The organism is Atlanticothrix silvestris CENA357 (assembly GCF_016056295.1).
Taxonomy (GTDB): domain Bacteria; phylum Cyanobacteriota; class Cyanobacteriia; order Cyanobacteriales; family Nostocaceae; genus Atlanticothrix; species Atlanticothrix silvestris.
The window spans coordinates 173866-199371 of the sequence record NZ_JAECZB010000002.1 but is presented as its reverse complement, the minus strand read 5'-3'; the positions used below and the strand labels follow the sequence as shown (position 1 = coordinate 199371).

The window sequence follows — 25506 nt, the reverse complement described above, 5'->3', positions numbered from 1 at the left end:
GAGCAGGGGAGCAGGGGAGCAGAGGAGCAGGGGAGGCAGGGGGAGAGAATAATAAACAACTGACCACTGACCACTGACCACTGACAACGAACTAAAAATAAAAAATGCCCCAGAGTATTCTCTAGGGCTTAACCAGGGTGCATCTACCATTTCTTTCTACTAGGGATAGAAGGTCAATCCGGAAAGACACTGAGAAAATGCTAAAAAAAATTTCTGGAGAATTTTTTGCCTGCTGGTAATTACGTAACTACACTAAAAACTTTTGTATGCAAGATCATATAAATTACATAGAATCAATAGTGTATATTGTGGGAGCAGGCCCTGGAGATCCAGAACTGTTAACGGTTAAAGCGCAAAAATTGCTAGTTGTCGCAGATGTAATTTTATGTGCTGATTCCTTAGTACCCGAACAAATTTTGCATCTTTGCCGAAAAGATGCGGAAATTATTCGGACTGCGGATAAGACTTTAGAAGAAATTGTAGCGTTGATGATTGAACGGGTGCGATCGCATAAATCTGTAGTTCGTCTTCATTCGGGTGATCCCAGTCTCTACAGTGCTATCCATGAGCAAATGCACCTCTTGGCAGAGGCAAAAATCCCTTTTGAAGTCATACCAGGTATTAGCGCCTTTCAAGCCGCAGCTGCCAAACTCAAAATAGAATTGACAGTCCCAGGTTTAGTCCAAACCATCATTTTGACGCGTATCAGTGGGCGTACAGAAGTCCCTGCTAACGAAGAATTAGCCACCCTAGCCGCCCATAAAGCTAGTCTCTGCCTTTATCTCAGTGCGCGTCACGTCGAAAATGCCCAAGCCAAGTTACTCGAACATTACTCTGCCGAAACCCCGATCGCAATTTGTTTTCGTTTAGGATGGCCAGATGAAAAAATCAAGGTTGTTCCCCTAAAGCAAATGGCAGACTGTACTCATGCAGAAAAGTTGATTCGTACCACACTTTATGTCATTAGTCCAGCACTATTGCCAGCGACAGGGCGATCGCGTTTATATGATCCTGAACATAGTCATCTATTTCGCTCCTCTCATCATTAAAAGCAGGAAAATGGGGTATGAGGGAGTGAAGAGAATGCCTTGAATTTGTACCATAATCCTACTTACCTGCTTCCCCTGCCTTTTAATTCCAGATATAATATATCTTTTATTGGCAAAGGGAGGCAGTAAATGATTCTATCGCTACCAATTCTTATTACCCAGTATTTTCCTATTTAACCTCTTCATGCCAAATGCCTACTGTCTCAAAAGTCGCATAAGCAAGTTTAAGAAAATTCACAACTCGCTGTTTACCGAGAACCCCAAACTCTTTATATTCTCGTGCTTCAGCAAAGGTTAGACGATGTTGGTCAATAATATTTCTCTCTCTATATGCCAGCTTCGGAAAATCTACAACCTGAATCTTATATTTGTTAACTAAATTTTGAATGGTAGCGTCAGACTCAACATGCTCCCAATCGTCGCACAGCCCTAAATTCCTCACCAAAATATGAGGGATTCTGATGCCGTAACTATTTACTGATTGCACAAATAAGTTCAGGCTGTCATATCCTCCTGTAGACACAAACCACTTGCAAAAACTCACTCCCTCAGAACTTCCTAAATCAATTAAGTGATTTCTCTCAATCCAGCCTTTGACAGCTCTATGAGATTGAGCAGCTAAATTCACAATTACTGGCTTAGACATCGCCATTTCAAAGATTCTATCTGCTTTATCAGCTTGCCGTTCATCTTCAGTAAACACAGCATACTGACATATTCCCTTATAGACACCAGCCACATCAGGATTAGACCTATCAGTTTCCACTGGTACAAACGGTATTTTTTTATCCAGACAATACTGAATCATCGTCCTGGTTAGCAGAGATTTCCCTACGCCACCTTTTTCCCCATCCACCAAATGAATCGTCGGCATAAAAACTAACCCTAATACTGATTGATGTCATCTGATAATATCTGCATTTAGCTTAAGAGTTTTTGGATTTGAGGCCTAGCCGTTTTAATAACTTTCTTTGATGGTTTGATATTCTAAGTAGTATAGAGGTAGAGCATATAGGACTAGTATTTGGTTTTTGCGAAGCTAGGTACACATTGCCTATTGCCTATTGCCTATTGCCTAAATTTCTAACTGCTTATGCGTGCAATGATTTTGTCAGCACCGCGTCAACCCCTACGCTTGGTTGAGTTGCCGATGCCAAAACCCAACTTTGGGCAAGTATTGATTCGCGTTCATGCTTGCGCTATTTGCCGCACAGATTTGCATATAGTTGATGGAGAATTGACACACCCAAAACTACCTCTAGTACTGGGGCATCAAATTGTAGGTACGATAGAGGCGATCGCGGATGGTGTTGATAAATTTAGTGTAGGACAACGGGTGGGTGTACCTTGGCTAGGTCATACTTGCGATCGTTGCCGTTATTGTCTCTCTGGTCGGGAAAATCTTTGTGATTATGCCGAGTTTACAGGTTATAACCTGGATGGCGGCTATGCTGAGTACACCGTTGCTGACCATCGCTTTTGCTTTCCCTTAGATCCGAGTTATCCTGATTTACAAGCTGCACCTCTATTATGTGGTGGTTTAATTGGCTATCGCGCTTACAGTATGACTGGTGATGCCCAAACATTGGGCTTTTATGGTTTTGGTTCATCGGCTCATATATTGATTCAACTAGCTTGCCATCAAAAGCGTCAAGTTTTTGCTTTTACCCGTTCTGGTGATGTCCAGGGACAAGAGTTTGCCCGTCAATTGGGTGCAGTTTGGGCAGGTGATTCAGATGTGTTACCCCCAGAACCTTTAGATGCAGCAATTATTTTTGCTCCTGTAGGAAAACTAGTACCGACTGCTTTACGTGCAGTTGCCAAAGGTGGTGTAGTGGTGTGTGCAGGTATTCACATGAGCGAGATTCCCGCTTTTCCTTATGAAATCCTTTGGGAAGAAAGAGTTTTGCGGTCTGTTGCTAATCTAACTCGCCAAGATGGAGAAGAGTTTCTGGCTTTAGCTCCCCAAATTCCCATTCATACAGAAATTAATGCTTTTCCTTTAACTCAAGCAAATGAAGCTTTAGATGCATTGCGTAGTGGCAAAATTGAAGGCTCAGCCGTGTTGGTTGTGGATTAAAAGTTTGTAGTGTTCGCGTAGCGTCTCGTAGACAGACGCTACGCAAACAAAAAGGGCTAAAGCCCTTACTACGAAATTATTTCAATACTTTTACCTTACTCAACATAGTTTGATTGATTCCCAGCAACTTGCTTAGTTCACATAGCTGCTTCATTCCGACGCAATGATTGGCATCTTGGAATTGTTTACCCAACGAGAACTACTTTTACTAGCAAACCTCAGCAGATGCACTCCAATTACCAGTAGCCAAACTTCCCAAATCATAAAACCTATCGGAGTAACTTCCCATACAGGCATTGATGGAATAACTGTTGCGAGTAGTTCACTTTGTCCAATTAGCCAAAAGGGTATTGTTATTAAACCAAGCCAGCCAATCCAAGGTTTGAACAAAGGAGACTTCAGCATTGCCATACCTACACCTAATGTCCAGAAGGTGAGTAAAAATTGCCCTATTTGTTCGCCAAGTGCCACACCACCATATTGATGAACTGCTTGATAGACAACTACTACAGCCTCACGGGTGGCTGGACTAGCAGATTCAACATATAAGTTTGCTAACACGGGAATCACAAACACCCAACGCATTAGCCCTACAGACTGTAGTACACCAGAAAGCACTCCCATAATAGTAGCGGCGGACAGATAAGGAGTATCTTCGCGCCCCAAAACCTTTTGCAATAAAACACTAGCTGGGATAAATAACAATGCCATCACAGCAAAGGCAAACCAAGTAAGAATTAATCCAGCACCGCCTGCATGAAACTGAGTCAGGACGTAACCAGTCGGCTTGCGTAAGATGTCATCATACTCAAAATTCTGAGTTAGTAAATAATAAGGTACATTCAGCAGAATAGAAAACAAAATAAATAAGACACCAGTTGTTTTGATAATTTGTAAGCGGTTCATTAATTTTTGCCTCCAATTAAATTTGACTAAATATTGATTTATGGCGCTGCTGAATCAAGGGATGAAATTTATGTATTGAAATCTAAAACTCCTTATTCTCTCTGCGCGCCACTCTCCTCAACGGGGGGAACCCCCGCACAGAGGTGGCTTGCCTCTGCGCCTCTGCGTGAAGTAATTCATCCTACATTTATGCAACCCCTGATTATTTATATTTGGCTAATGATTTTTCCACTCGCAAAAGCCGAGCAACTGTAGCTAAAACTTTAATCATCAGCTTTTGTAAAAATACTGGTAGTCCAACAACAATGGTGTCTGCTTTTTCGATTAATAAAGCAAATTGCAAAAGATTAGTTGGGGCTCCTTCTTTGTTAACTTTGCCATTGATCGCTAATCCATAAAGCGATCGCAGAAAATGTTCAAAATCACCCGCTGGTCGAACTACTGAGATAAAAGTTACCCAATCTTCAGATGCATTGCGGAAGCTATGCTGCAACCCAGGCGGAACTTGTAAGATTTCTCCGGGTCGCAAGACTTTGATATTTCCTGACTCTCCAAATTGCATTTCCAGAGAACCACTCAAAACCTCAAATGTTTCTGTGATGGTATCGTGATAATGGAGAGGACTGCCTTGTGAACCTGGTGGTAGTTCAAACTGAAACTTTACATATTCTCCATTACTATCATGAGTTGAGCAAAGAATCGTCATGCGATCGCCTGTCACTGGGTTCTCAATCTGTTCTGTAGTGAAGGATGCATGAGTTAAATTTGAGTGTAGTTGTACAGATGTCATGGTCAGTAAATTCCTTTCGTGTGTTGCGCTCAACTTCAAGATATGCCTTCTGCCGCATCTGCAATTGACATCCCGCGCCAAAGAATTGACTGAACACGCCGATTTAGAAATTACGCCTGAAACTCTATGAAAGAGGCAACTTTCTCTGTGTCCATCGTTAGAGACATAGTTCAATATGCAGCCACCTACGGCGTTGATGCCAAGAGCTTGTGTAAAGCAGCGGGAATTGAACCGGCACTCATGGAAATGCCCGACCAACAAATTACCGGAGCGCCTTTGAGAGATTTGTGGCGTGAGGCGGTGAAGTTAACAGGTGATGAAAACTTTGGTCTGCATTTAGGGGAAGCCTTTAATGTTGCTGCGATCGGTATCGTCGGCTATGTACTATTAAATTGCAATACATTTAACCAAGTTCTCGAAAAACTCTCTCGCTACACTCATTTATTTAGCCAAGGTGTTTATATTAATTTCTCAGTATTTGAAGGACAAGTATTATGTGACTGTGAAATTGTAGACCACTTAAAAAACTATTTGTTAGAAGAACCCAGACATCCAATTGAGAGTACTTTTGCTGCTTTAATCACAGCTACAAAAATGTTGACTGGTCAACAACTTTACCCTCACGCAATTTGGTTTCAACACTCACAACCCAATAATATTTCTGAACATGAGCGCATATTTCGCACAGGTATACGCTTTAAAGCATCAACTAATCGCATGATTTTGGATGTCGATTGCTTGAATTGGCCCGTTTTGTCAGCCAATCCCAGCCTCTTATCTTTATTTGAACAACATGCAACAGCAATGTTAAATGAATTGAGCCAAGAAGATACCCATAGTAAACTTGTGGTGCAAGCGATTTCTCACCACTTAAAAGGAGAAGTCCCTTCGTTGAAAACTATTGCTCATAGTTTAGCGATTAGTGTTCGTAACTTGCAGCGCGAATTACAAACAGAAGGTACTTCTTATCAACAACTCTTGGATGCTACACGCAAAGAATTAGCACTACGACACCTCAAAACAACCGATACACCCATACATGATGTAGCTTTTTTGCTAGGCTTTTCGGAACCGAGTGCCTTTCACCGTGCCTTTAAACGATGGACAGGAAAAACCCCACGGGCTTATCAAGCACTCCAGTAAAATCTACTCAGTCCGCTTCACTTCAAATCCCCGCAACCCTTCCGGCTTTTCATACTCAACCACAACATCTTTGACTACAGCCGCAGGTGGCCCAGAGTGACACCAGCGAATCATATCTTCCACAATCTCCCGCGCCCCTTCAAAAACTGCTTCTACACGGTTATCGGGAAGGTTCCGCACCCAACCTGTTAATCCCAATTGGCTGGCTGTATCGACAGTAGCATAGCGATAGCCTACCCCTTGGACTCGACCGGAAATGAATACATGGGCACGAATGATTTTTGGCAGTAGAGTGGGATTCTGCATTGACTGCTCTATTCTTTACGATTTCCAGTCTACCTGCTTTGTGGATACACGAACGACTTTTTCAGCCAAACACTTTTGGTTTTGACGGATAACTCTTCTAGCAGGCGTAAATAAGGATAGATTCATCCCAATCTTTAGGAGTTTTTAAGATAGTGGTAAATTGTTTTTACTGCCTATTAGTTGTTGTCTATTGGATGAATGTATCTCTAACTCTCGATTCTTGATTACACGCAAATTGTAGATTTTTAATTGCTTATGTCTAATTTACCATCACTCAACACAGAAACAATTTGGGCGATTCTCAACGATAAAATTGATGATGCTACAGTTAATCAATTGGTATGGTATTATCTCGGATATCGTTATAATACGTCCACAGAAACATGGGATACTAGTGAAGTCGTAAAAGAATGGCGAGATGAATATCCGCAACCGCCAGATTTTATTGATAGTCGTCCTGCAACAGTCAAGCTAACACGCTCTATTCCTCAAGAAAACAAACAAATAGCGAAAGAGAAATTGGGCTTTAAAGGTTATAAAATTGGTGAATTTGGGCCTCGGCAAACTCGTAGAGCAACAGCAGCCAATTGGTTACTAAGTTATTTGCAACAAAATAGCGGCCAATTTGAGTAATTACTTTTAGCAAATATTCGGTAATTAACCCATTATTTTGCTGGGTATTTGCTTTTTTAAGCTTGAAATAGAAATTATTTAATTATTTTATTATTTATACCTTATGGCAGTATAAACTTAAATATCATCTGCTAAAGGATAATTTTAACAGTTATTACTCAATAAATAGCTTATTTATTGAGTAAAATTTCCTCCTCCAGATAGAGGAAGTACTTATATAATTATTTCTAGAGACTGATTGGCAAATTGATTAATAATTAAGAGAATAACCAATACCAACATTATCTCTTAGAAATAATTTTATGGCAGAACCGATTGAATTTAATTTATTTGCACCTTATAACAAAGGAGCCGCATTAATTGCTTCTTTCTCTGAGTGGGAAGAAATTCCCATGAAAAAAGGCGAAGATGGTTATTTTCGGACAACTGTTGAACTAGAAGATGGCACTTATAAATATAAATTCCGTGTGCAGTCAAATTCATGGTTTTTTGAACCAGAACAATGGGTTGATGTCACAGATCCTTATGCAACTGATATTGATGAGATAGGCGGAAAAGATAATGGTGTTGTACGAGTAAAAGATGGTGAAAGGATTGTTGATACTTATGTTTGGAAGCATGATGATAAACCTTTACCAGCTGATCATGAATTAGTAATTTATGAATTACATGTGGGAGACTTTTCTGGTGGTGAAGATGATCCTTATGCACGAGGTAAGTATAAACATGTCATTGAAAAGTTAGATTATTTGTGTGAGTTAGGAATCAACGCTATTGAGTTGATGCCACTCAAAGAATATCCTGGTGATTATAGCTGGGGTTACAACCCCCGGCATTTTTTTGCCAGTGAGTCTAGTTATGGTTCTACAGAAGGATTAAAGAACCTAATTGATGAGTGTCACAATCGTGGTATCCGCGTTATTATTGATGGTATTTATAACCATTCAGAAGCATCCGCCCCATTAACCCAAATTGATCATGATTATTGGTATCACCACTCTCCCCGTGACCCTGATAATAACTGGGGGCCTGAGTTCAATTATGAACATTATGATGAAAAATTAGAGACTTATCCCGCACGAAAATTTATTGGTGAAACCATCCGTTTTTGGATTGAAGAATATCATATAGATGGTATTCGCTTTGATGCCGCAAGGCAAATTGCCAACTACGATTTTATGCATTGGATTGTTCAGGAAGCGAAAAAAGCTGCTGGTACAAAGCCTTTTTATAGTGTTGCAGAACACATTCCTGAAACTACCAGCATCACCAATGTAGATGGCCCAATGGATGGTTGTTGGCATGATAGTTTCTATCACTGTATTTTAGAACATATCTGCGGTGATACCTTTGATTTAGAACGCCTTAAAGATGTCATTGACTGCAAGCGTCAAGGCTTTTTAGGTACGACGAATGTGGTGAACTACCTCACTAACCATGACCATAATCATCTTATGGTCGAGTTAGGCGATCGCGAGATTTTTGACGAAGAAGCTTTTAAGCGGGCTAGATTGGGCGCAGCTATTCTCATGACAGCCGTTGGTGTACCTTTGATTTGGATGGGTGAAGAATTTGGTGAATATAAACCCAAACAACAAGAATCAGCCAAAATCGATTGGACACTGCTAGGTCATGACCTCAATCGTGGCTTGTCTGAGTACTACTCAGGGTTAATAAATCTGCGTAAAAATAATCATGCCCTTTACACAGAAAAGATTGATTTTATTCATGAAAATCCTGAAGCTAAGGTGTTAGCCTATAGCCGTTGGAATGATGAAGGTTCTCGTGTCGTTGTAGTAGCCAATTTCTCCGAAAACTTCCTAGCTGGTTATCACGTTCCCAACTTCCCTAGTAGTGGTACATGGCATGAATGGACAGGCGATTATGATGTTGAATCTGGTGATGATGGGATTATAACCGACATCGGGTCTTACGAAGCAAAAGTATTTGTATGGCAGTAATATAGGGGTTTCATCAGGATGGAATACACCACTCTAACCTTCAGTTGTTGAGCAACAAGAAATAAATCACTCAAGTTTGATTGCAGGTGAAGGAAGCATCAGGTGCAATTGAGTGAACCAGTAGCGGTTTATTAAGTTCTACTTAGGACTGAATAAACCGCTTTCAATTAAGTAAGTGAGCATAAATAAACATAACTATGTTACGAAATGTCAATATACCTGAAACTCTTACTACTGACCACTGACAACTAACAACTGACGACCCTCACTAGTTAACTTTATTTGTACCGACTTACTTATCAATTACACCTTTTCTTAAAAATGTAAAATTGGGGAGACAAAGGCGCAATCTGTTGTAGTCCTGGCATAAATAACGAGCGCTCTGTTTTATCTACCCAAGGATGTTTGATTCCCTGTCTATGGAATATAGTGCAAGCCTTGAGGGGAGTTTACTATTTGAAATATTAACTATGGAAAAAATCCAGGCAAAGAGCCTCTTAATTTTTGCTTAGTTGTGTCCAAAACAATAAAGAATGCCCTCGGAGAATTTATGAGGGCATTCATTTATAAACTACTAACTGCTTGCTTCGGCGAATAGCTTCGAGATGAAGGGTAAAATAGCGCGGCTCTTAGCGTGTGCTTTGCCTTCTGTAAATACTACTACTATGTAGGGGCGCTGCTCTGGCAATTCAATATACGCTGCATCATGACGAACTTGACTTGTCCAACCTGCTTTTGACCAAATTTGAGCATTTTGGGGAAGACCTCCACCTAAAAAACCTGTCACCTGATCTTCTTCTACGTCAGTAGGCAAATCATCTGGGTTGAGACTGCGTTTGAGCAAAGCCATCATTGCTTGCGATCGCCCACTTGAAACCGCGACCCCACCAACAATACTATGGAGCAACCGAGCGATCGCATTTGTTGTCACCATATTGCGGTTATCCAGCATCTCTCCATAAAATGCCCGTTCTCTGCCATAAGGGCCATCACCCCAAGTTTTTTGGCAGACGTTGATCGTCTGCATTTCTTCCCAGCCTAAAGATTGATAATAGCGATTAACAATATTACGCTGATATTTCCAAGTTTCAAAGGGGCCGGCTGGTAACTCTGGGCCTGAAGTCGTACCACTGAGAATATCTACAATTAAGCTAGTAGCATCATTGCTAGAATCCACAATCATATCGCGTAAGGCTCGCTCTAACTCCTTAGAAGTTTGGCTCATACCTTTTTCCAGCCATTCATTGACTGCTACTAGGTAAAACAGCTTGACTACACTCGCGGGGTAAATACGCTCAACACCGCGATAAGTAAAACCACGGACTGGATGGTTCCAAAAAGCGTCAGGAGTCAGAGCGCCACCAGTATTTACTGGGACTGGCGGATCGTAAACAATCCAAGTTAGAGCAATTTGATTGCGAGCTAAATTTGGAAATGCTGCCCAAGTTGCATCTAAAATGCCATTACCCAGATTTTCGAGTTGTTCGTCTTTTCTAAAGAAAATCATTATTAGCTATTCACCTTGAAGAATGCTTTCTAATTTAAAATCCCAAATCCCAAATCCCCAATTGGGAGAATACCAATGTCTTGCTGATCTGAATTTATATGATTCTCCTGCATGTACGCGCCTAGCAACTCAAGCCGCTTCTGGGCGACATTTACAGGTAACATCAAATCATCCAAATTCAGCATTTGAGGTGTATTTGTGTGAGGATGACTATCCAGGGTGGGTATCCCTTGACGATTTGGGTTTATTACAACCTGCTACTGTACTTTATCAGGCTAAATCATTTTCTGAGTCTGACATCAAAAAACTGCTACCAGAGGTTATCGCTTTCACACAAACAGCGATGCAACAGCCAAATTATTACCTTTGGGGTGGTACGGTCGGCCCAAATTACGACTGTTCTGGGTTAATGCAGGCGGCATTTGTTTCTGTGGGTATTTGGTTGCCTAGAGATGCCTATCAACAAGAAGATTTTACCCAGGCAATTGCCATTACCAACTTAGAACCAGGAGATTTAGTCTTTTTTGGTACTCCCGAAAAAACCACTCATGTTGGACTTTATTTGGGAGATGGATCTTACATCCATAGCTCTGGACAAAACCAAGGACGAAATGGTATTGGAATTGACATACTCTCGGAACAGGGAGATGCGGTGAGTCAGTCATACTATCAGCAGCTGCGAGGCGCTGGCAGAGTTATTCAGAGTTACAAACCACACAGAGCCAGAGGACGCTGAAGAATTATGAGGAGTGGGTTAATTTCGGAAGGGATTACTGGGGATAATGGAGCGATTTTAGCCATTGTTCCAGATGTTTCGGTGGTAGTGCCAGTGCGTGATGAAGTGGAAAGTTTGCCACTTTTATTAGAGGCGATCGCATCTACATTATCTGCTAGTCAGTTAAGTTATGAAATCATCTGTGTGGATGATGGTTCTAGCGATGGTTCAGGAGAATTTCTTAAAACCCAAGCACAAATACGTTCTGATTTAAAAGCGGTAATTCTGCGACGCAATTACGGTCAAACTGCGGCCATGTCGGCTGGGTTTAACCATGCACGAGGCAAAGCGATTGTCACTTTGGATGCTGATTTGCAAAATGACCCGGCTGATATCCCCATGTTGTTGGCAAAGCTGGATGAAGGTTACGATTTGGTGAGTGGTTGGCGGCAAAAACGACAAGATGGAGCCGTCAAGCGATTACTTCCTTCCAAAATTGCCAATTGGCTAATTCGGCGTACCACTAGCGTGGATATTCATGACTACGGCTGTTCGCTAAAAGCTTATCGTGCAGAATTGGTGGCAGATATGAACCTCTACGGGGAATTACACCGATTTTTACCTGCTTTAGCATATATCGAAGGGGCAAGAATTACAGAAATGCCCGTGCGCCATCACGCCCGTCGCTTTGGTCGCAGTAAGTATGGGCTATCGCGGACATTCCGGGTATTGATGGATTTGTTAACTATTTTGTTTATGAAGAAGTTTTTGACACGCCCGATGCATGTTTTTGGGCTATTGGGTTTAACTTCAATATTTGCCGGAGTGCTAATTGGAATTTATTTAACTTTTGTCAAGTTAGCTTTTCAAGAAGATATTGGCAATCGCCCCTTGCTAATCTTGGCAGTTCTCTTACTAGTGACGGGAGTACAGCTATTTTGCTTTGGTCTTTTGGCAGAGCTGCTGATGCGTACATACCATGAATCCCAAGGTCGCCCCATCTATCGCGTGCGGGAGGTAGTAGCAAAAAGTGTTAACTAAATCAGATCCCCGACTTCTTGAAGAAGTCGGAGATCTCGAAGCCCCGCAAGTAGCAAAAAATGTTAACTAACGTAACAATAATAAAGATTAGTTATTTAGTCATTTGACTTACATAGCATCTACTGTGAAAACTTTTCATACCTTTGATGCTCCTTTACGGCTAAACCTGCTAATTTTGTTTACAGCAGGTTTAGCATTCTGGTCGAGTATAGCTGCGTTTTTGCCCACATTACCGCTTTATATCGATGATTTGGGCGCAAATAAGCAAGAAATCGGCATGGTCATGGGTAGTTTTGCTATTGGACTATTGTTGTTTCGTCCTATGTTGGGACGGTTAGCAGATCAATATGGTCGAAAACTGCTGTTATTGATTGGCACAATAGTAGCTGCGATCGCCCCCTTTGGCTATTTGACCTTTAGATCAATTCCTCTGTTGATCCTGGTGCGTGTCTTTCATGGCGTTAGTCTCGCCGCTTTTACAACTGGATATAGTGCTTTAGTGGCAGATTTAGCTCCACTTAAAAGTCGTGGTGAAATCATTAGTTATATGAGTTTGGCGGCTCCTGTTGGTTTAGCAATTGGGCCTGCCTTGGGAGGCTATTTACAAGCTACAACTGGTTATGGAATCTTATTTTTGTTATCCGCAGAATTAGCTTTTGTTGCGTTTTTAGGTGCTATACAAATTATTAACCCACCAGTGGAGACACAGGAATTAACACAGAGCAATAATAGTAAATTTTGGCAAATTTTAATCAGTCCTCGCGTGAGAGTACCAGCTGCGGTGATGTTCCTAGTTGGTTTTGCACTTGGTGCTGTACATACTTTTGTGCCATTATTCATCAAATCAACTCAGGTTAATTTGAATATTGGGCTATTTTTTACAGTTGCCGCAATTTCTAGTTTTTGTCTGAGGATATTCGTCGGTCAAGCCAGCGATCGCTTAGGTCGTGGTTTATTTATCAGCTTTGGTATACTTGCTTATACTGTGGCTTTGCTGCTGTTGTGGCAAGCTAACAGTACCAGCATTTTTTTGTTAGCTGGAATAGTCGAAGGACTTGGTGGAGGAACAGTGATCTCTATGATCACTACTATGATGACAGACCGTTCATTACCACAAGAACGGGGGCGAATTTTTGCCATCTGTATAGCAGGATTTGACCTTGGCCTAGCGATCGCAGCTCCTATTCTTGGCTATGTTGCCGAACAAGTAGGCTATGGCAATATGTTTGGCTATGGTGCTGGTTTAACTTTTCTAGCACTTTTGATCTTTCTCACCCAATCGAACAAGGACTTATCTAATTCTTTAAGCTTTGCTCTGGGTCGAGGTGAAGATAATTACTCTTTAAATAAATAATTAGTTAAAAGTTAGGAGTTTAGAGAATAAAAACTCCTAACTTTTAAAACGGGCGAGGAGGGATTCGAACCCCCGACACCGTGGTCCGTAGCCACGTGCTCTAGTCCACTGAGCTACACGCCCCTGCCAGAAAATTATATTAACACGTTATTTCAAAATGATGCAAGATAATTTTTCCCAAAATTCTGCAAACTTAACTCATTTAGATCAGCAGGGACAGGCACAGATGGTGGATGTGTCTGACAAAGCACCAACTTTTCGCCAAGCCGTAGCCGCTGCTAAGGTGCGGATGTTACCAGAAACCTTTGCCGCTATTGAAGCTGGTAATACTCCCAAAGGAGATGTGTTGGCAACTGCCAGGTTGGCTGGAATTATGGCAGCCAAACAAACAGCGGCTTTGATTCCCCTATGTCACCCCTTACCCTTACAAAAAATTGCAGTCGAGGTCACACCTGATCCTCAACTCCCTGGTTATCAAATTTATGCCACAGTTAAAACCAAAGCCGAAACTGGTGTGGAAATGGAAGCTTTAACAGCCGTTTCTATTGCGGCGCTGACTTTATACGATATGGCAAAAGCTTTAGAGAAGTCGATTCAAATAGAATCGATTCGCTTGCTAAGTAAAACTGGCGGAAAATCAGGAAATTATTTTCCGCCAGAACCATAACTTACTCAATATTGCCTAAAGCTTTGTTGAGATCAGCTGGGTTTTTATATTCTTCGTCTTCTGGTAATTGCTCTAATAATGAGATTACTTTCTGATCGGCTCCCTGCTTTTTAGCATGTTTAATCAATTCTTTTCTACCAGCAGGATAGTCAACACCTTTCAAGTTTTTTTGTATTTCAACTGGGTTCGCCTTAGCCATTGTCATCCACCTCTAAAGGGTATTTACATCTTCATTGGTAAATTTATTAGCTTCCTCTATCCAACAGATGAATCATTTTTAACTTAGATTAATTAAAAGCTCACCCAATTGATTGATGTATAATTAGTTTTTATTCTTTGAGATTTTTTTGCTTGGCAATAGTAGCTTCTAGCTGATAACATTTAGTGCATAATTGCTAGCAACAGACTTATTTTCAAGCTACTAAACTATTGCCAAATATTACTATTACCTAACTTAGGAAAAATAGCTGAATCAAGTTCATTTACAGGAGATTATCAGGGTCAACCCCAAGACTACGCAAATACGCTGCTAGTTGCTCTACTAGTTGATATTCTTGCTCTACCAATAACTCAGCTTGTTTAGATGGCGTTGCATAAATGCAGGATGATTTTACGGATTTTCCTTTGCGTCTACCCTGCGGGAACGCCTGACGGCGAATGCGCCTACTCTTCAAGAACGACTAGCCTGCGGCAACGCCAGGGGCGAACGCCGAATTCGTGAGACATTCATTCCTAGATTCAGCAACGCCATTCAGATAGTTAATTGAGTTCCAAGGAATTCACTAGCAACTACACTCCCAGAAACCTTAGAATAAGTACAGTGTATTTAAGTTTGTAACAAATATTTATGCCTCCTCGCTGGCCTCGTAAACCCGATCGCAAAGACCCAGATTTCCGTAAATTAGATGACCGGATGAATTTCGCAGTGCATGTGGCAGCTGCCTCTGCGATTAATTCTGGTTTATGGTTTGCCCAAAACTTGCAAGCTACTACCTGGGAGTGGCTGCCTTGGTTAACGGCAAGTTGGATAATAGTATTGTTGGTGCATCTGATTTATATTACTGCGATCGCCAACTACTCACAGACACCACCCAAATCCACCTGAAGATGGACTGCTGAAGCTAGGGCAATTGTAACCTGAGGTAGTTGAGTCGGTCTGATAAATTGAGCAATAATATTAAGTAACTTGAAAGTTAGCGCTCTTTACTTGATAGAGGGTTGTTTTGATGGCTAAAACTAACACCGCAGAACTGCTAGAAGCCCTAGCAGGTGAGATTGGCGAAAACGTTTATATAGACATTGCCAAATGGCATCTTTATTTGTCTGATGCCAAGCTACATACTGTTGTCGCTGAACAACTATATCCCTTAATCACTTCTAATGCTATCAATGAAGATCGGGTCATCCAAGTCTTGGAATCTATTCCTGTGAAAATTGGTGGTGGTAGAAGAGAATTACCTTTAATAGACTTACTACCGCTGCAATGTCAGGTCAATTTAGTAGATATTTTAGAGAAATATCAGCGCGAGATATGATTTCTGTCTGCTCAAATTAAATGAAACCACAGTGCAACACAAATCCACATTAATTAATCTAGTGTGGTGTCTCATAATTATTAAAAGTTATAGCTACTTTTAATAAATATAAAGTTTTAGCGTTCTGAACTAAACAAGTTTAAATGGGGGCGAGTTTATCTTGGCACCCATGCTAGATTTTGATGCACATTTATGGAGCTTAGAAATATGTTTCTACAACTTAAAGGTACTGAAGATTTGGTAAAAGTTCTTGATATTCAAGAATTGCTTGATCCAAATAATGATATTGTACACGCACAAGATCAAGAAGGGCAAGAAGAACAGGAATCTGATACTTTTAAAAAAGAAAATCTAGTTTTCCCTTCTGGTGAAGGCTTACCACGTTGTTGGTTAGATGCCAATTATAAAAAGTCTAAAGTTTCTTAATTTGTAATTATGATTCCATAATTCGCCGTGTCACTTTCCAGTTAGGTAGGAGAATCATCAATGCCCAAAATGGTAAAACGAAAAGATTGGCAATGTTAAACAGTTGAGTGATATTCATAGTTTTGTCTAGTTAGGAGTAAGAGTTGCTTTATGATTTATAATTCATCATTCCTAACTTAATAAAGCCACAAGTTGTGATTTTATTTCCGAGAATTTCAAATCACGGCCTATGAAAACTAAGCGGGTTTGCCTTGGTTCTTCTGGTTGCCAAGGGCGATCATAAAATTTATCAAATCGAGTTCCTACCCCTTGCATCACCAAACGCATAGGTTTGTTAGGCACTGCTACAAAGCCTTTAATGCGGTAAATTTCTTGTTGATTTACTAGTGTCTGCAATTGTTGTTGTAGTTGTTCTGGGTCAAAAGCCCGGTCTAAAATAACGTGAGTTGAGGTAATTTCTTCATCGTGGTCGTGTTCTTCTTCAGTGTCGTGATGACTAGGACGACTATCTAAGTCATCTTCGACTGCGGCTTGTAATCCTAATAATATAGACGGATCGAGTCTGCCTTGATCGCTCTCAACAATCTTCACAACTCTAGGTAACTCTTTTTTGATCAATTCTTCAACTTGGGCTAGTGTCTCGGCATCAATTAAATCAGTTTTATTCAACACCACTAAGTCTGCACAAGCAAGTTGGTCTTCAAATAATTCTTGCAAAGGTGTCTCGTGTTCTAGACTATCATCTGCTTGCCGTTGGGCGGCGATCGCTTCTAAATCACTGGCGAATGTTCCTGTTGCTACCGCTGCACAATCGACTACGGTAATCACAGCATCTACTGTGGCACCATTACGAATTTCTTGCCAGCGAAAAGCTTTTACCAGTGGTTTTGGTAAAGCCAACCCAGAAGTTTCAATGACAATGCAATCAATACTATCTCGCCGCTTAAGTAACTGTTGCATCGTCGGATAAAATTCTTCCTGCACGGTACAGCACAAGCAACCGTTGGTTAATTCAAAAATATTATTTTCTGATTCACTATCTTCGGGACAAATTTGGCAGGATTGCAAAAGTTCGCCATCAATACCCAGTTCGCCAAATTCGTTGACCAAAACTGCAATGCGTCGTCCTTGGTTGTTTTGTAGCAGGTGGCGAATTAGACTGGTTTTACCACTGCCTAAGAAGCCTGTAATTACTGTGACAGGAATTTTTGTAGCCATTTTTTAGTTGGAATTTTGCCCAGAGGCCATGATTTGCACCTCTTTGCATTTTGCCTTAATTGGGATATTAAAAAAACAGTAGGGGCAACTTCTCCGCGATCGCCTAATTTTATCTCAGACGAACCCAGGGAAATTGCCCCTATATATAATTTACAAAAACTAACTTGTGAAAATGAAAATTTACTCAGCGGTGACAAGTTCGGTGCTGCCGCGGGCGCGACGACGTGTGAGGCTGTTATATACCATTACGCCGATCGCTTTGATTAAATTGCCTTCTAATTCTTTGAACAACTTCATGTTCGTTCCAAAGGCAGCGTTAGCTTCATCGACAATGCGATCGCCTGTAGCATCATCTAAAGGCAGTTCATCCAATGTCTGACGGTACTTGGCTTTGAATCCCTTTTCGTCGGTGATATCTGCAAATTCATAGAAAGCTGTACCTTGTCCATCAGACAAATTCATAGCCGTGACAGCAATATTTTTGAGAATTTGTCCCCCTGATAAATCACCCAAATAACGAGTGTAAGAATGGGCAATTAGTAGTTCCGGTTCTGTTGCAGATATTTCTCGGATGCGTTGCACATAAGCTTCACCCGCTGATGATAATTTGATTTGTTCGCGCCAGTTAGCACCAAAATAATAATTCAGATCTTGCTCTAGAGACTGCTTGCGGTTAAGTTGAGGAAAGTAAATTTTAGAAACAATCGGATGCTGACGGTGCTTTTCCATCTCCTCTTCCATTGCCGAGTAGACGAAGTAAAAGTTAGCAACTAGCTTCCGGTAAGAGTTTTTCTCTACCACTCCTTTTAAAAAACACTTGACGAAACCGACATTTTCTGCCATCGTGTGTGCTTTTTTAGTGCCTACACGCAACTTGTTTGCTAAATTGCTGCTCATACTAAATTTCTCAACTTTAAAGGGTCAACTACCAAAGCTTTGATTTACTAATGGCTAAAACAGGCCATTAAAACGTTACCTTAAAACTATTTGATGAGAATTTATATTAAAATTTTTTAAGTACAGGGAGTTTTGTATCGTTGCTACCTTGTCAAGAAGCAAGAGTTGAGAAACTCTGTGTCCGCGATCGCGCTTCTTGCCATCTTATCTTTGATACTTCCTGCAAATCTTCAATTTTTATTTTAAAAAGTAACAATTTTTAAATTTTACCAATTTTGAATTGTGTACCAACTAATTATCACAATCGAAAGTTAAAGCTAGGAATATCAAAGCAGAAAAAATATTTTTTATATAAAAAATTGACAATAACTTAGTAAAAAGTTTCAGTATTTTTACTTAAAGATTTTATTGAGTATAAGTTGCTTAACAGAAAAATGAGTATATAGTACAGATAAACAGTTATCTGAGTTGGAATTGTCGAATTAAAGTGTAAAGTGATATTTTCCCGTGTGAGTGTGTGGAGTATTTAAACTTATGGTTTCATCTATAACTCGAACTCAAGGGCATTCAGCTTCCAGATATGATGGATCTGAAAAAGGCCTACCAAGCAATTTTGCGCTTAACTTAATATCTCTACCGGCAACTCCTCTGTTTGGCACAGATGGTATTCGTGGCAGAGTAGGAGAATTACTGAGTGCGCCCTTAGCGTTGCAAGTGGGTTTTTGGACAGGTGTTATCTTGCGTACCCATGCTGATAAATTAGGGCCAGTAATTCTGGGACAGGATTCTAGAACCTCCGGCGATATGTTGGCAATGGCCTTGAGTGCAGGCTTAACAGCAGCGGGTCTAGAAGTTTGGCATTTAGGATTATGTCCTACTCCTTGCGTCGCCCATCTTACTAGTGTTAGTGAAGCTATAGGCGGAGTGATGATTTCTGCCAGTCATAATCCCCCAGAAGACAACGGTATTAAAATTTTTGGTGCAAATGGTGCTAAGTTACCTCAAGCATTGCAGGCAAAAATAGAAGCGGGATTGCGTGGCAAAATATCAGATGCAGGTGGGATGAGTAATTGCGGACGGCATTACTCGCGTTTGGAGTTAATTGAACATTACGGCGAGGCATTGCAACAACCCTTCCAAAATCAAGTTAATCTTCAGGGATTGAAGATAGTTTTGGACTTAGCATGGGGTGCAGCAGTTGGTTTAGCACCAACAGTTTTTACAAAAATGGGAGCAGAAGTAATTTGCTTACATAATGAAGCAGATGGCGATCGCATTAACGTCAACTGCGGTTCTACTCACCTGGATATTTTGCAAGCAACAGTAAAAGAACATAACGCCGATTTGGGCTTTGCCTTTGATGGTGATGCCGATCGCGTGTTAGCTGTAGACAATACCGGACGACAAGTTAATGGCGATTACATTCTCTATTTGTGGGGACGCTATCTCCAACAACGGCAACAATTGCCAGATAATTTGATTGTTTCCACTGTCATGGCCAATTTAGGCTTTGAGAGGGCTTGGCAACAACAAGGCGGTACTTTGATTCGCACCGCAGTCGGTGATCAATACGTGCAAGCAGAAATGCTGCGGACTGGAGGAATGTTAGGCGGCGAACAATCTGGGCATATTCTTTGCCGTCATTATGCCATTACCGGAGATGGCTTGTTAACAGCATTACATATAGCAGCATTGGTCAAACAAGCGGGTGTTTCTCTGGGTGAAATGGTAGATCAAAGCTTCCAGACTTATCCCCAATTATTACAGAACGTGCGGGTAGTAGACCGCGATCGCCGTTTAGGATGGCAAGATTGTCAACCTTTACAACAAGCGATCGCCCTTGCCGAAGCAGCAATGGGTGATGCTGGTAGAATTTTAGTCCGGGCTTCTGGTACAGAACCATTGATTAGAGTGATGGTAGAAGCTGCTGATGCTGAACTTGCTAATCATTGGACAAATGAATTGGTATCCAAAGTCCAACAATATTTGGCAATTTGAGTTAGTTAATATCTCAGTTTTTAATCAAAACTAATTTTTCATCGCCCTCGCTGCATATTAACTAAAGCGATACCATTTTCAAACATTTTTGCCATCAATAAAGCTATTTTAAGGGTGTACATCTGTACGCCCTTAATCGTGTGGCTATAGCAGTTATTTCAAGAAGCTAAAACTGCCTCTAAACCTAGAATCTAAACTAAATTTAAGTTATGATTTAACTTTGGTTTTTTAGTTACTTTACATCAACTAATTTAGGATGCTTGTTTTTGTTATCCCACTCAAAAGCCCGCAAGTCTCCAAATCTTGGGAGCGCGTGACAAAATTATTTGAAAGATGCATCAAATCGGTTTGCAACCAAACTTCACCTGATTTTCGCGCTATTGTTGTTTGTCATGAAAAGCCAAGAATAGATTTTGCTCATCCCCACATTACATACCTGACAGTTGATTTTCCGCCTGCAAACGAAACAAACCCTGTAGCTCAAGGCAATACAGACAAGGGACGGAAAATCTTGAAAGGATTAATATATGCCCAGCAATTTTATCCTACACACACTATGGCAGTTGATGCTGATGATTGTGTCAGTAAAAAATTAGCCGAATTTGTTAATCAAAATCCTAATTGTCATGGATGGTTTATCAATAAAGGTTATAAATATCAAGAAGGTAGTAAATATATTTATCTCAAAAGAAGCAATTTTTATAAAATGTGCGGAACTTGTAATATTATCCGATACGATTTGAACAATATTCCCGAAACAGCAGAATATAATCGTGGATATGGGTACTATAAATATTATATAGATCATGCCCAAGTTAGAGATATTTTAAAACGCGAATCAAAAAATATTAACCCATTACCATTTGCAGGTGCAGTTTATGTTGTAGAAACAGGAGAACACCTGTTTTATGATTCAAATAGGCTCAAATTTAATATTTTCAATCGTAGGTTACTCAATGAATCACTGAGAAATGAATTTGGATTACATAATTCATCAAACTCTATATTAACTACTGTTTAAACATCCTTTAAGACGCTGCTATGCCAAAATTAAAATTCCAGAAATCTAAAAACTCAAAAAAGCAGGCTAAAAAGGAAGTTCCTACCCTTAGCCTCAAAGAAAGGTTAGCCCAAAAACGTAAAGCAAACCAAGCACGTAAAGAACTCACTAGTTTGCTCACCACCGCCACCTTTGGCGGTATATTTTTTGGCATTTTACTTGCTTTCGTAGGTGGAATTAAAGCCGCAATTCCAGGTATCTTGTCAATATTTGTCTTCTCTCTTTCCTACAAATATCCCCGTCAAGCTCTTTTCGCTTTTCTGATTTATGTGCCTTTTGGGGGTACTATTACTTATTACATTGGCAACAGTCCTATTCTGCAATTGACCAAAGATGCTTTCTACATTCCAGCTCTAATTGCAATTTGGCAAAGTTGTCGTAAGCAAGGAATACCCCTAATTATTCCCAAAGCAATTAAAACTCCACTATTTATTTTATTGGGCTTATGTCTATTAACATTACTATTTATCAATGGTGGACAACAACTAAATCCGCCACCCGTCGGACTTTTAGAAAAAGCACCAAATGAAATACCAATAGGTATGGGGATTTTAGGATTAAAAGTATTTTTGGGTTATGTCCCCTTGATTGGTTGTGCTTACTACCTCATCCGTAATAAACGGGATTTTCTGTTTTTGTCACGCCTACAGGTTTCTCTAATATTTATTTGCTGTGTGCTAGGTTTTCTGCAATATCTGTTATTACTAACTGGGGTATGTGAAGGCACTAGAGATGCCGAAGGTAGTGCCTTATTTAAAGCAACACTAGAAGCCCGATGTTATTTTGGTGGTTCCCTAGTTTATAGTCCTAGTCAAGGAGTAATTCGCTTACCAGGAACCTTTGTTGCACCTTGGCAATGGGCATGGTTTTTAATTTCTAGTACCTTTTTTGCCTTCGCTACAGGTTTTACCGACCCTTCAATATTTTGGCGACTAACAGGTTTAGGTTCCTTGGTCTTGGTCTTTATCAATGCAGTAGTTTCTGGGCAGAGAATTGCTTTAGGTTTAGTACCCGCCTGTTTTGTAATTTTACTATTGCTGACTGGTCAAATTAAGAACCTTAAACGTTTTATTCCGATGGGGGTGGGTCTGGCTTTACTGCTAGGAATTGCTATGGCGGCTAATCCTGCCGTCGTCCAAGAAAGACTAGATAGTTTTAGCAGCCGTTGGGAAGCTTCGCCACCCCAAGAATTTATCGTGCAGCAATTTGAGGAAAATTGGAAAAGCGTAGCTGGCCCTCTAGGAAGTGGCTTAGGTCGGGCGACTAATTCTGCCCGTGCATTAGGTGAAACAAAACTTGTCGAAACCTACTACCCAAAAGTACTATACGAGGTAGGCATTTTGGGATTGCTGGGTTTTGTCGGTTTAGTTACTACACTCACAATCACTGCCTTCAAGACTTATCGTTCCATAAAAAACCGTAATTTCCGCAGTTACGCAGCTGCTTTATGGGTGTTTATATTGTTTATTAGCTACAACACCTACTACTACCCTTTAGATGTTGATCCGGTAGCTGTTTATTATTGGTTTTTTGCAGGAGTGCTATTTAAATTACCAGCCTTAGATAAACAAGAGAGGGAAAATACCAGTCCTCAAGAAGCGACGCAGAAAAAACCTCTAAGTAGTACAGCGTAAATGATCAAAAGTTTGTATTGTATAAAAACTTTACCCGCAAAGATCAGTAGGGGAGCAGCACTTTTCTGCCTTGAGGCTGCGCCCTAAGCTTAGCTATTATGCCGCAGGCTTTACGACTAAGCTCAGGAGAGGCTCAGTATAAGTCAGTACATCGCTGACAACTAACAACTAACAAAAACAGCAAATTTATATGAGTATAAAAGCACATGATTGATTTGCCTTTAATTTCTGTAATCATCCCAACTTATGGGCGAGAAGAAACGCTAAGGGATAGTGTTGTGGATGTTCTCAATCAGGACTATCCAAATTTTGAGGTATTAGTAGTAGATCAATCTCCCAAACACAAACCAGAAGTTCAAGCGTACCTAGAAGAAATGGCAGCACTAGGTAAAATTAAATGGTTTCATCTCGATTGGGCAAGTTTGCCAGGGGCGCGTAATTATGGTGTACGGCGCTCAAATGGTGAAATAATTTTATTTATTGACGATGATGTTAAATTAACCCCAGAATTTTTAGCAGCCCACGCGAAAAACTATCAGCAAAATCCAGAAGTGGGGGCTGTGGCTGGGCGAGTTTTTGACAGAATGAAATTAGGTGATTCTGGGGGAGAATTACAAATTGAATATCTGCCTCCCCAAGCTATGGATCCAGGAATTGCTTGGTATCATATTGATTTAGTACATACAACTAAACCCCAGCAAGTACTAACTGCGAGGGGTTGTAACATGTCTTTTCGACGTGAAATTTTTACTAACCACAAACTGAAGTTTGATGAAAGGTTTCGTGGTAGTGCAGTCCGCGAAGAGTCAGATTTTTGTTTGCGGCTGCGGCAGACGGGATATAAAATTTGGTATGATCCAGAAGCTTATTTAATCCACTTAGGGGAAGAAACGGGTGGTTGTCATGATATTAGTATGCGATCGCTCACGTATCAACTCACCTTCTATCACAATCATTTCTTGCTGGGACTAAAAAACCTCACCGCTACCCAAGCTTTACGCTTATACGCCCGTTTATTTGACTGTCATGTTCTAGGAAGACCCCCGTGTCATAAAAGCGGTTCTCCGATTAAAATTTTGACTCGTGCCCTTTTCTACACTTTAGGTTTTTTCAAAGCCTTGGGTACAGTTATGCAATCATCATGGAATGATGGTCAAGTTTATAGTCGCCTTGATCAACAAGTCAAGAGTGTTTGAATAAAAATTTAAAGGAGGATGAACATTTTCATCCTCCTCATATTTAATATTAGTAACAACCAAATAATGATGAAAATTTTAGTTGCCAGTCATACTTATATTGTAGACCTTAATTGTGAGAAACTCCGTGCTTTATCTCAACTAGAATCCAATATTGAAGTGACGGTTGTAGTCCCCAAAAGCTGGAAACCTGGGGGTGTACAAAATATAACTATTGAAACTCAATATCGAGATGAAGGCACATTTAGAATAGTTCCAGTTACTAATTTTAGCCAAAATCATCAGGGGCTTCTCACCTTTGGTAGTGATTTAATATCTTTAATGCGGCAATTTCGCCCCCAAATCATCCAGGTAGAACAGGGTTCTAGAAGCTTGGCATACGCTCAGATGGTTGCTTTAAATCAGCTATTACGACTGAAAGCAAAAAATGTATTTTTTACGTGGTGGAATTTACCATACAAACTAAAATTACCAATTGCTTTATTAGAAAAGTATAACCTTAATCATAGTCACGGAATTATTTCTGGTAATCAAGACGGGGCAGAAGTTTTACGGCAACGAGGATATGAAGGATCAATTAAAGTTATGCCTCAACTTGGTGTAGATGAAAGTTTATTTACGCCAAAACATCAACCAGAATTAGCAGCTAAATTAGGTATTAATTCAAATGATTTTGTAGTAGGTTTCGTAGGACGCTTCGTACAGGAAAAAGGACTGTTAACTTTGTTAAAAGCCTTAGTAAGTTTACAAAATAAGCCCTGGAAATTATTACTACTAGGACGTGGGCCTCTGCAAGAAGAATTAATTAAAATAGCAACGGAAAACAATATTAAAGAAAGGTTGCTAATAGTAGAAAGCGTCCCTCATCACGAAGTTGCGAATTATATAAATCTAATGAGTACTTTGGTGTTACCTTCAGAAACAACTTACAATTTTAAAACCTTAACTTCTGTGGGTTGGAAAGAACAATTTGGTCATGTAATCATTGAAGCAATGGCTTGCCAAGTTCCTGTGATTGGTTCCGATTCTGGTGAAATTCCTCATGTAATTGGTGATGCTGGTTTAGTTTTTCCTGAAGGTGATGCTAGTGCATTGGCGAATTGCTTAGTGCAATTAATAGATAAGCCAGATTTTGCCCAATCTCTCGGTAAAATGGGTTATCAAAAGGCAATGGTTAAATATACAAATAAAGCTTTGGCAAAACAGCAATTTGAGTTTTATCAAGAATTAATGAATTAAGGCAGGAGGCAGAAATTAAGAATGTTAATAGCATTAGCTTTCTAACCTTTTTTTACTGGATAGTTATTTCTGCACAACTGCACTAATAAGTAGTCATTAGTCAGCGGCAAATAACAACTAGGACTTACGCACAGGCAACGGAAAATCTAAC

The 25506-nt window shown here is 40.3% G+C and carries 26 protein-coding genes, 1 tRNA gene and 1 pseudogene; 17 read left to right on the top strand and 11 right to left on the bottom strand.

Annotated elements, in window-relative coordinates:
* Positions 1 to 266: 266 nt before the first annotated feature.
* Positions 267 to 1049: a precorrin-4 C(11)-methyltransferase gene (gene cobM / locus I8751_RS02180; RefSeq protein WP_214437516.1), complete on the top strand. Its 783-nt coding sequence runs from the start codon at positions 267 to 269 to the stop codon at positions 1047 to 1049.
* A gap of 169 nt (positions 1050 to 1218) precedes the next feature.
* On the opposite strand, the gene I8751_RS02175 is transcribed toward cobM, so the two are convergent.
* Positions 1219 to 1923 carry a P-loop NTPase family protein gene (locus tag I8751_RS02175; protein WP_214437515.1) on the bottom strand — a complete coding sequence of 235 codons (705 nt, stop codon included), beginning with the start codon at positions 1921 to 1923 and terminating at the stop codon, positions 1219 to 1221.
* Between the two features lie 219 nt (positions 1924 to 2142).
* On the opposite strand from I8751_RS02175, the gene I8751_RS02170 reads away from it, so the two are divergent.
* Positions 2143 to 3129 (top strand): zinc-dependent alcohol dehydrogenase family protein, encoded by a 987-nt coding sequence (locus tag I8751_RS02170; RefSeq protein WP_214437514.1) that lies wholly within the window; start codon positions 2143 to 2145, stop codon positions 3127 to 3129.
* A gap of 150 nt (positions 3130 to 3279) precedes the next feature.
* Here the strand turns inward: I8751_RS02170 and I8751_RS02165 are convergent, their stop codons facing one another.
* Both I8751_RS02165 and I8751_RS02160 read right to left on the bottom strand, forming a co-directional pair.
* Entirely contained in the window at positions 3280 to 4035 is a 756-nt protein-coding gene (locus tag I8751_RS02165) for a DUF4386 domain-containing protein (RefSeq protein WP_214437513.1), read from the bottom strand.
* 202 nt (positions 4036 to 4237) lie between these two features.
* Complete coding sequence (locus I8751_RS02160) at positions 4238 to 4825, bottom strand: cupin domain-containing protein (RefSeq protein WP_214437512.1); 588 nt, start codon at positions 4823 to 4825, stop codon at positions 4238 to 4240.
* A 147-nt stretch (positions 4826 to 4972) separates the two neighbouring features.
* On the opposite strand from I8751_RS02160, the gene I8751_RS02155 reads away from it, so the two are divergent.
* Complete coding sequence (locus I8751_RS02155; RefSeq protein WP_318780279.1) at positions 4973 to 5968, top strand: AraC family transcriptional regulator; 996 nt, start codon at positions 4973 to 4975, stop codon at positions 5966 to 5968.
* 3 nt (positions 5969 to 5971) lie between these two features.
* On the opposite strand, the gene I8751_RS02150 is transcribed toward I8751_RS02155, so the two are convergent.
* Complete coding sequence (locus tag I8751_RS02150) at positions 5972 to 6274, bottom strand: acylphosphatase (protein WP_214437510.1); 303 nt, start codon at positions 6272 to 6274, stop codon at positions 5972 to 5974.
* 255 nt (positions 6275 to 6529) lie between these two features.
* On the opposite strand from I8751_RS02150, the gene I8751_RS02145 reads away from it, so the two are divergent.
* Positions 6530 to 6907 (top strand): DUF1823 family protein, encoded by a 378-nt coding sequence (locus I8751_RS02145; protein ID WP_214437509.1) that lies wholly within the window; start codon positions 6530 to 6532, stop codon positions 6905 to 6907.
* A 302-nt stretch (positions 6908 to 7209) separates the two neighbouring features.
* Positions 7210 to 8868, top strand: a complete 1659-nt coding sequence (locus tag I8751_RS02140; RefSeq protein WP_214437508.1) for an alpha-amylase family glycosyl hydrolase — start codon at positions 7210 to 7212, stop codon at positions 8866 to 8868.
* Between the two features lie 574 nt (positions 8869 to 9442).
* Here I8751_RS02140 and I8751_RS02135 read toward each other — a convergent pair.
* On the bottom strand, positions 9443 to 10375 hold the full coding sequence (locus I8751_RS02135; RefSeq protein WP_214437507.1) for a serine hydrolase: 933 nt from the start codon (positions 10373 to 10375) through the stop codon (positions 9443 to 9445).
* A gap of 22 nt (positions 10376 to 10397) precedes the next feature.
* Between I8751_RS02135 and I8751_RS02130 the strand changes: the two genes are divergently transcribed.
* From I8751_RS02130 to I8751_RS02120, 3 genes are all read left to right on the top strand, one after another.
* Positions 10398 to 11111 (top strand): C40 family peptidase, encoded by a 714-nt coding sequence (locus I8751_RS02130; RefSeq protein WP_214437506.1) that lies wholly within the window; start codon positions 10398 to 10400, stop codon positions 11109 to 11111.
* A gap of 6 nt (positions 11112 to 11117) precedes the next feature.
* Entirely contained in the window at positions 11118 to 12131 is a 1014-nt protein-coding gene (locus I8751_RS02125; protein ID WP_214437505.1) for a glycosyltransferase family 2 protein, read from the top strand.
* Positions 12132 to 12255: 124 nt separating this feature from the next.
* Positions 12256 to 13485: an MFS transporter gene (locus I8751_RS02120; protein ID WP_214437504.1), complete on the top strand. Its 1230-nt coding sequence runs from the start codon at positions 12256 to 12258 to the stop codon at positions 13483 to 13485.
* A gap of 49 nt (positions 13486 to 13534) precedes the next feature.
* Here I8751_RS02120 and I8751_RS02115 read toward each other — a convergent pair.
* Positions 13535 to 13608 (bottom strand) — tRNA-Arg (locus I8751_RS02115).
* Positions 13609 to 13645: 37 nt separating this feature from the next.
* On the opposite strand from I8751_RS02115, the gene moaC reads away from it, so the two are divergent.
* Complete coding sequence (moaC, locus tag I8751_RS02110; protein ID WP_214437528.1) at positions 13646 to 14152, top strand: cyclic pyranopterin monophosphate synthase MoaC; 507 nt, start codon at positions 13646 to 13648, stop codon at positions 14150 to 14152.
* Position 14153: 1 nt separating this feature from the next.
* Here the strand turns inward: moaC and I8751_RS02105 are convergent, their stop codons facing one another.
* Both I8751_RS02105 and I8751_RS02100 read right to left on the bottom strand, forming a co-directional pair.
* Entirely contained in the window at positions 14154 to 14351 is a 198-nt protein-coding gene (locus tag I8751_RS02105) for a DUF2795 domain-containing protein (RefSeq protein ID WP_214437527.1), read from the bottom strand.
* 283 nt (positions 14352 to 14634) lie between these two features.
* Positions 14635 to 14826 (bottom strand): hypothetical protein, encoded by a 192-nt coding sequence (locus I8751_RS02100; protein ID WP_214437503.1) that lies wholly within the window; start codon positions 14824 to 14826, stop codon positions 14635 to 14637.
* Between the two features lie 173 nt (positions 14827 to 14999).
* On the opposite strand from I8751_RS02100, the gene I8751_RS02095 reads away from it, so the two are divergent.
* The 3 genes from I8751_RS02095 (at position 15000) to I8751_RS02085 (ending at position 16113) form a co-directional block, all read left to right on the top strand.
* On the top strand, positions 15000 to 15257 hold the full coding sequence (locus I8751_RS02095) for a hypothetical protein (protein WP_214437502.1): 258 nt from the start codon (positions 15000 to 15002) through the stop codon (positions 15255 to 15257).
* Between the two features lie 121 nt (positions 15258 to 15378).
* A complete protein-coding gene (locus I8751_RS02090; RefSeq protein WP_214437501.1) occupies positions 15379 to 15687 on the top strand; it encodes a DUF3181 family protein in 309 nt (102 codons plus the stop codon).
* A gap of 207 nt (positions 15688 to 15894) precedes the next feature.
* Positions 15895 to 16113, top strand: coding sequence for an acetyltransferase (locus I8751_RS02085; RefSeq protein ID WP_214437500.1), 219 nt, complete (start codon positions 15895 to 15897; stop codon positions 16111 to 16113).
* A gap of 10 nt (positions 16114 to 16123) precedes the next feature.
* Here I8751_RS02085 and I8751_RS02080 read toward each other — a convergent pair.
* The 3 genes and pseudogenes from I8751_RS02080 to I8751_RS02070 all read right to left on the bottom strand — a co-directional run.
* Positions 16124 to 16231: pseudogene (locus I8751_RS02080) on the bottom strand (abscisic acid-deficient protein Aba4 family protein); the annotation flags it as partial.
* Between the two features lie 53 nt (positions 16232 to 16284).
* The gene (gene cobW / locus I8751_RS02075; RefSeq protein WP_214437499.1) at positions 16285 to 17331 is read right to left on the bottom strand and encodes a cobalamin biosynthesis protein CobW; all 1047 of its coding nucleotides are present in this window, start codon (positions 17329 to 17331) and stop codon (positions 16285 to 16287) included.
* A gap of 180 nt (positions 17332 to 17511) precedes the next feature.
* Positions 17512 to 18228, bottom strand: coding sequence for a biliverdin-producing heme oxygenase (locus I8751_RS02070; protein ID WP_214437498.1), 717 nt, complete (start codon positions 18226 to 18228; stop codon positions 17512 to 17514).
* A gap of 534 nt (positions 18229 to 18762) precedes the next feature.
* Here I8751_RS02070 and glmM point away from each other — a divergent pair.
* The 5 genes from glmM to hpsO all read left to right on the top strand — a co-directional run bounded on the left by glmM (position 18763) and on the right by hpsO (position 25355).
* On the top strand, positions 18763 to 20226 hold the full coding sequence (glmM, locus tag I8751_RS02065) for a phosphoglucosamine mutase (protein WP_214437497.1): 1464 nt from the start codon (positions 18763 to 18765) through the stop codon (positions 20224 to 20226).
* A 256-nt stretch (positions 20227 to 20482) separates the two neighbouring features.
* The gene (locus I8751_RS02060; protein ID WP_214437496.1) at positions 20483 to 21247 is read left to right on the top strand and encodes a glycosyltransferase family 2 protein; all 765 of its coding nucleotides are present in this window, start codon (positions 20483 to 20485) and stop codon (positions 21245 to 21247) included.
* 20 nt (positions 21248 to 21267) lie between these two features.
* On the top strand, positions 21268 to 22920 hold the full coding sequence (hpsL, locus tag I8751_RS02055) for a hormogonium polysaccharide biosynthesis protein HpsL (RefSeq protein ID WP_214437495.1): 1653 nt from the start codon (positions 21268 to 21270) through the stop codon (positions 22918 to 22920).
* A 206-nt stretch (positions 22921 to 23126) separates the two neighbouring features.
* Entirely contained in the window at positions 23127 to 24116 is a 990-nt protein-coding gene (hpsN, locus tag I8751_RS02050) for a hormogonium polysaccharide biosynthesis glycosyltransferase HpsN (RefSeq protein WP_214437494.1), read from the top strand.
* Positions 24117 to 24185: 69 nt separating this feature from the next.
* Positions 24186 to 25355 carry a hormogonium polysaccharide biosynthesis glycosyltransferase HpsO gene (gene hpsO / locus I8751_RS02045; RefSeq protein WP_214437526.1) on the top strand — a complete coding sequence of 390 codons (1170 nt, stop codon included), beginning with the start codon at positions 24186 to 24188 and terminating at the stop codon, positions 25353 to 25355.
* Positions 25356 to 25506 lie beyond the last annotated feature (151 nt).

Excerpts from the sequence above, each read along its gene's own strand:
- glmM (WP_214437497.1), top strand. The coding sequence starts at position 18,763 with ATGGTTTCATCTATAACTCGAACTCAAGGGCATTCAGCTTCCAGATAT.
- I8751_RS02150 (WP_214437510.1), bottom strand. The coding sequence starts at position 6,274 with ATGCAGAATCCCACTCTACTGCCAAAAATCATTCGTGCCCATGTATTC.
- I8751_RS02130 (WP_214437506.1), top strand. The coding sequence starts at position 10,398 with ATGCTTTCTAATTTAAAATCCCAAATCCCAAATCCCCAATTGGGAGAA.
- I8751_RS02170 (WP_214437514.1), top strand. The coding sequence starts at position 2,143 with ATGCGTGCAATGATTTTGTCAGCACCGCGTCAACCCCTACGCTTGGTT.
- I8751_RS02145 (WP_214437509.1), top strand. The coding sequence starts at position 6,530 with ATGTCTAATTTACCATCACTCAACACAGAAACAATTTGGGCGATTCTC.
- I8751_RS02135 (WP_214437507.1), bottom strand. The coding sequence starts at position 10,375 with ATGATTTTCTTTAGAAAAGACGAACAACTCGAAAATCTGGGTAATGGC.
- I8751_RS02070 (WP_214437498.1), bottom strand. The coding sequence starts at position 18,228 with ATGAGCAGCAATTTAGCAAACAAGTTGCGTGTAGGCACTAAAAAAGCA.
- I8751_RS02140 (WP_214437508.1), top strand. The coding sequence starts at position 7,210 with ATGGCAGAACCGATTGAATTTAATTTATTTGCACCTTATAACAAAGGA.
- I8751_RS02175 (WP_214437515.1), bottom strand. The coding sequence starts at position 1,923 with ATGCCGACGATTCATTTGGTGGATGGGGAAAAAGGTGGCGTAGGGAAA.
- I8751_RS02165 (WP_214437513.1), bottom strand. The coding sequence starts at position 4,035 with ATGAACCGCTTACAAATTATCAAAACAACTGGTGTCTTATTTATTTTG.
- I8751_RS02095 (WP_214437502.1), top strand. The coding sequence starts at position 15,000 with ATGCCTCCTCGCTGGCCTCGTAAACCCGATCGCAAAGACCCAGATTTC.
- hpsO (WP_214437526.1), top strand. The coding sequence starts at position 24,186 with ATGAAAATTTTAGTTGCCAGTCATACTTATATTGTAGACCTTAATTGT.
- I8751_RS02105 (WP_214437527.1), bottom strand. The coding sequence starts at position 14,351 with ATGGCTAAGGCGAACCCAGTTGAAATACAAAAAAACTTGAAAGGTGTT.
- I8751_RS02085 (WP_214437500.1), top strand. The coding sequence starts at position 15,895 with ATGTTTCTACAACTTAAAGGTACTGAAGATTTGGTAAAAGTTCTTGAT.
- cobM (WP_214437516.1), top strand. The coding sequence starts at position 267 with ATGCAAGATCATATAAATTACATAGAATCAATAGTGTATATTGTGGGA.
- hpsN (WP_214437494.1), top strand. The coding sequence starts at position 23,127 with ATGATTGATTTGCCTTTAATTTCTGTAATCATCCCAACTTATGGGCGA.
- hpsL (WP_214437495.1), top strand. The coding sequence starts at position 21,268 with ATGCCAAAATTAAAATTCCAGAAATCTAAAAACTCAAAAAAGCAGGCT.
- I8751_RS02125 (WP_214437505.1), top strand. The coding sequence starts at position 11,118 with ATGAGGAGTGGGTTAATTTCGGAAGGGATTACTGGGGATAATGGAGCG.
- I8751_RS02060 (WP_214437496.1), top strand. The coding sequence starts at position 20,483 with ATGCTTGTTTTTGTTATCCCACTCAAAAGCCCGCAAGTCTCCAAATCT.
- moaC (WP_214437528.1), top strand. The coding sequence starts at position 13,646 with ATGCAAGATAATTTTTCCCAAAATTCTGCAAACTTAACTCATTTAGAT.
- I8751_RS02090 (WP_214437501.1), top strand. The coding sequence starts at position 15,379 with ATGGCTAAAACTAACACCGCAGAACTGCTAGAAGCCCTAGCAGGTGAG.
- I8751_RS02160 (WP_214437512.1), bottom strand. The coding sequence starts at position 4,825 with ATGACATCTGTACAACTACACTCAAATTTAACTCATGCATCCTTCACT.
- cobW (WP_214437499.1), bottom strand. The coding sequence starts at position 17,331 with ATGGCTACAAAAATTCCTGTCACAGTAATTACAGGCTTCTTAGGCAGT.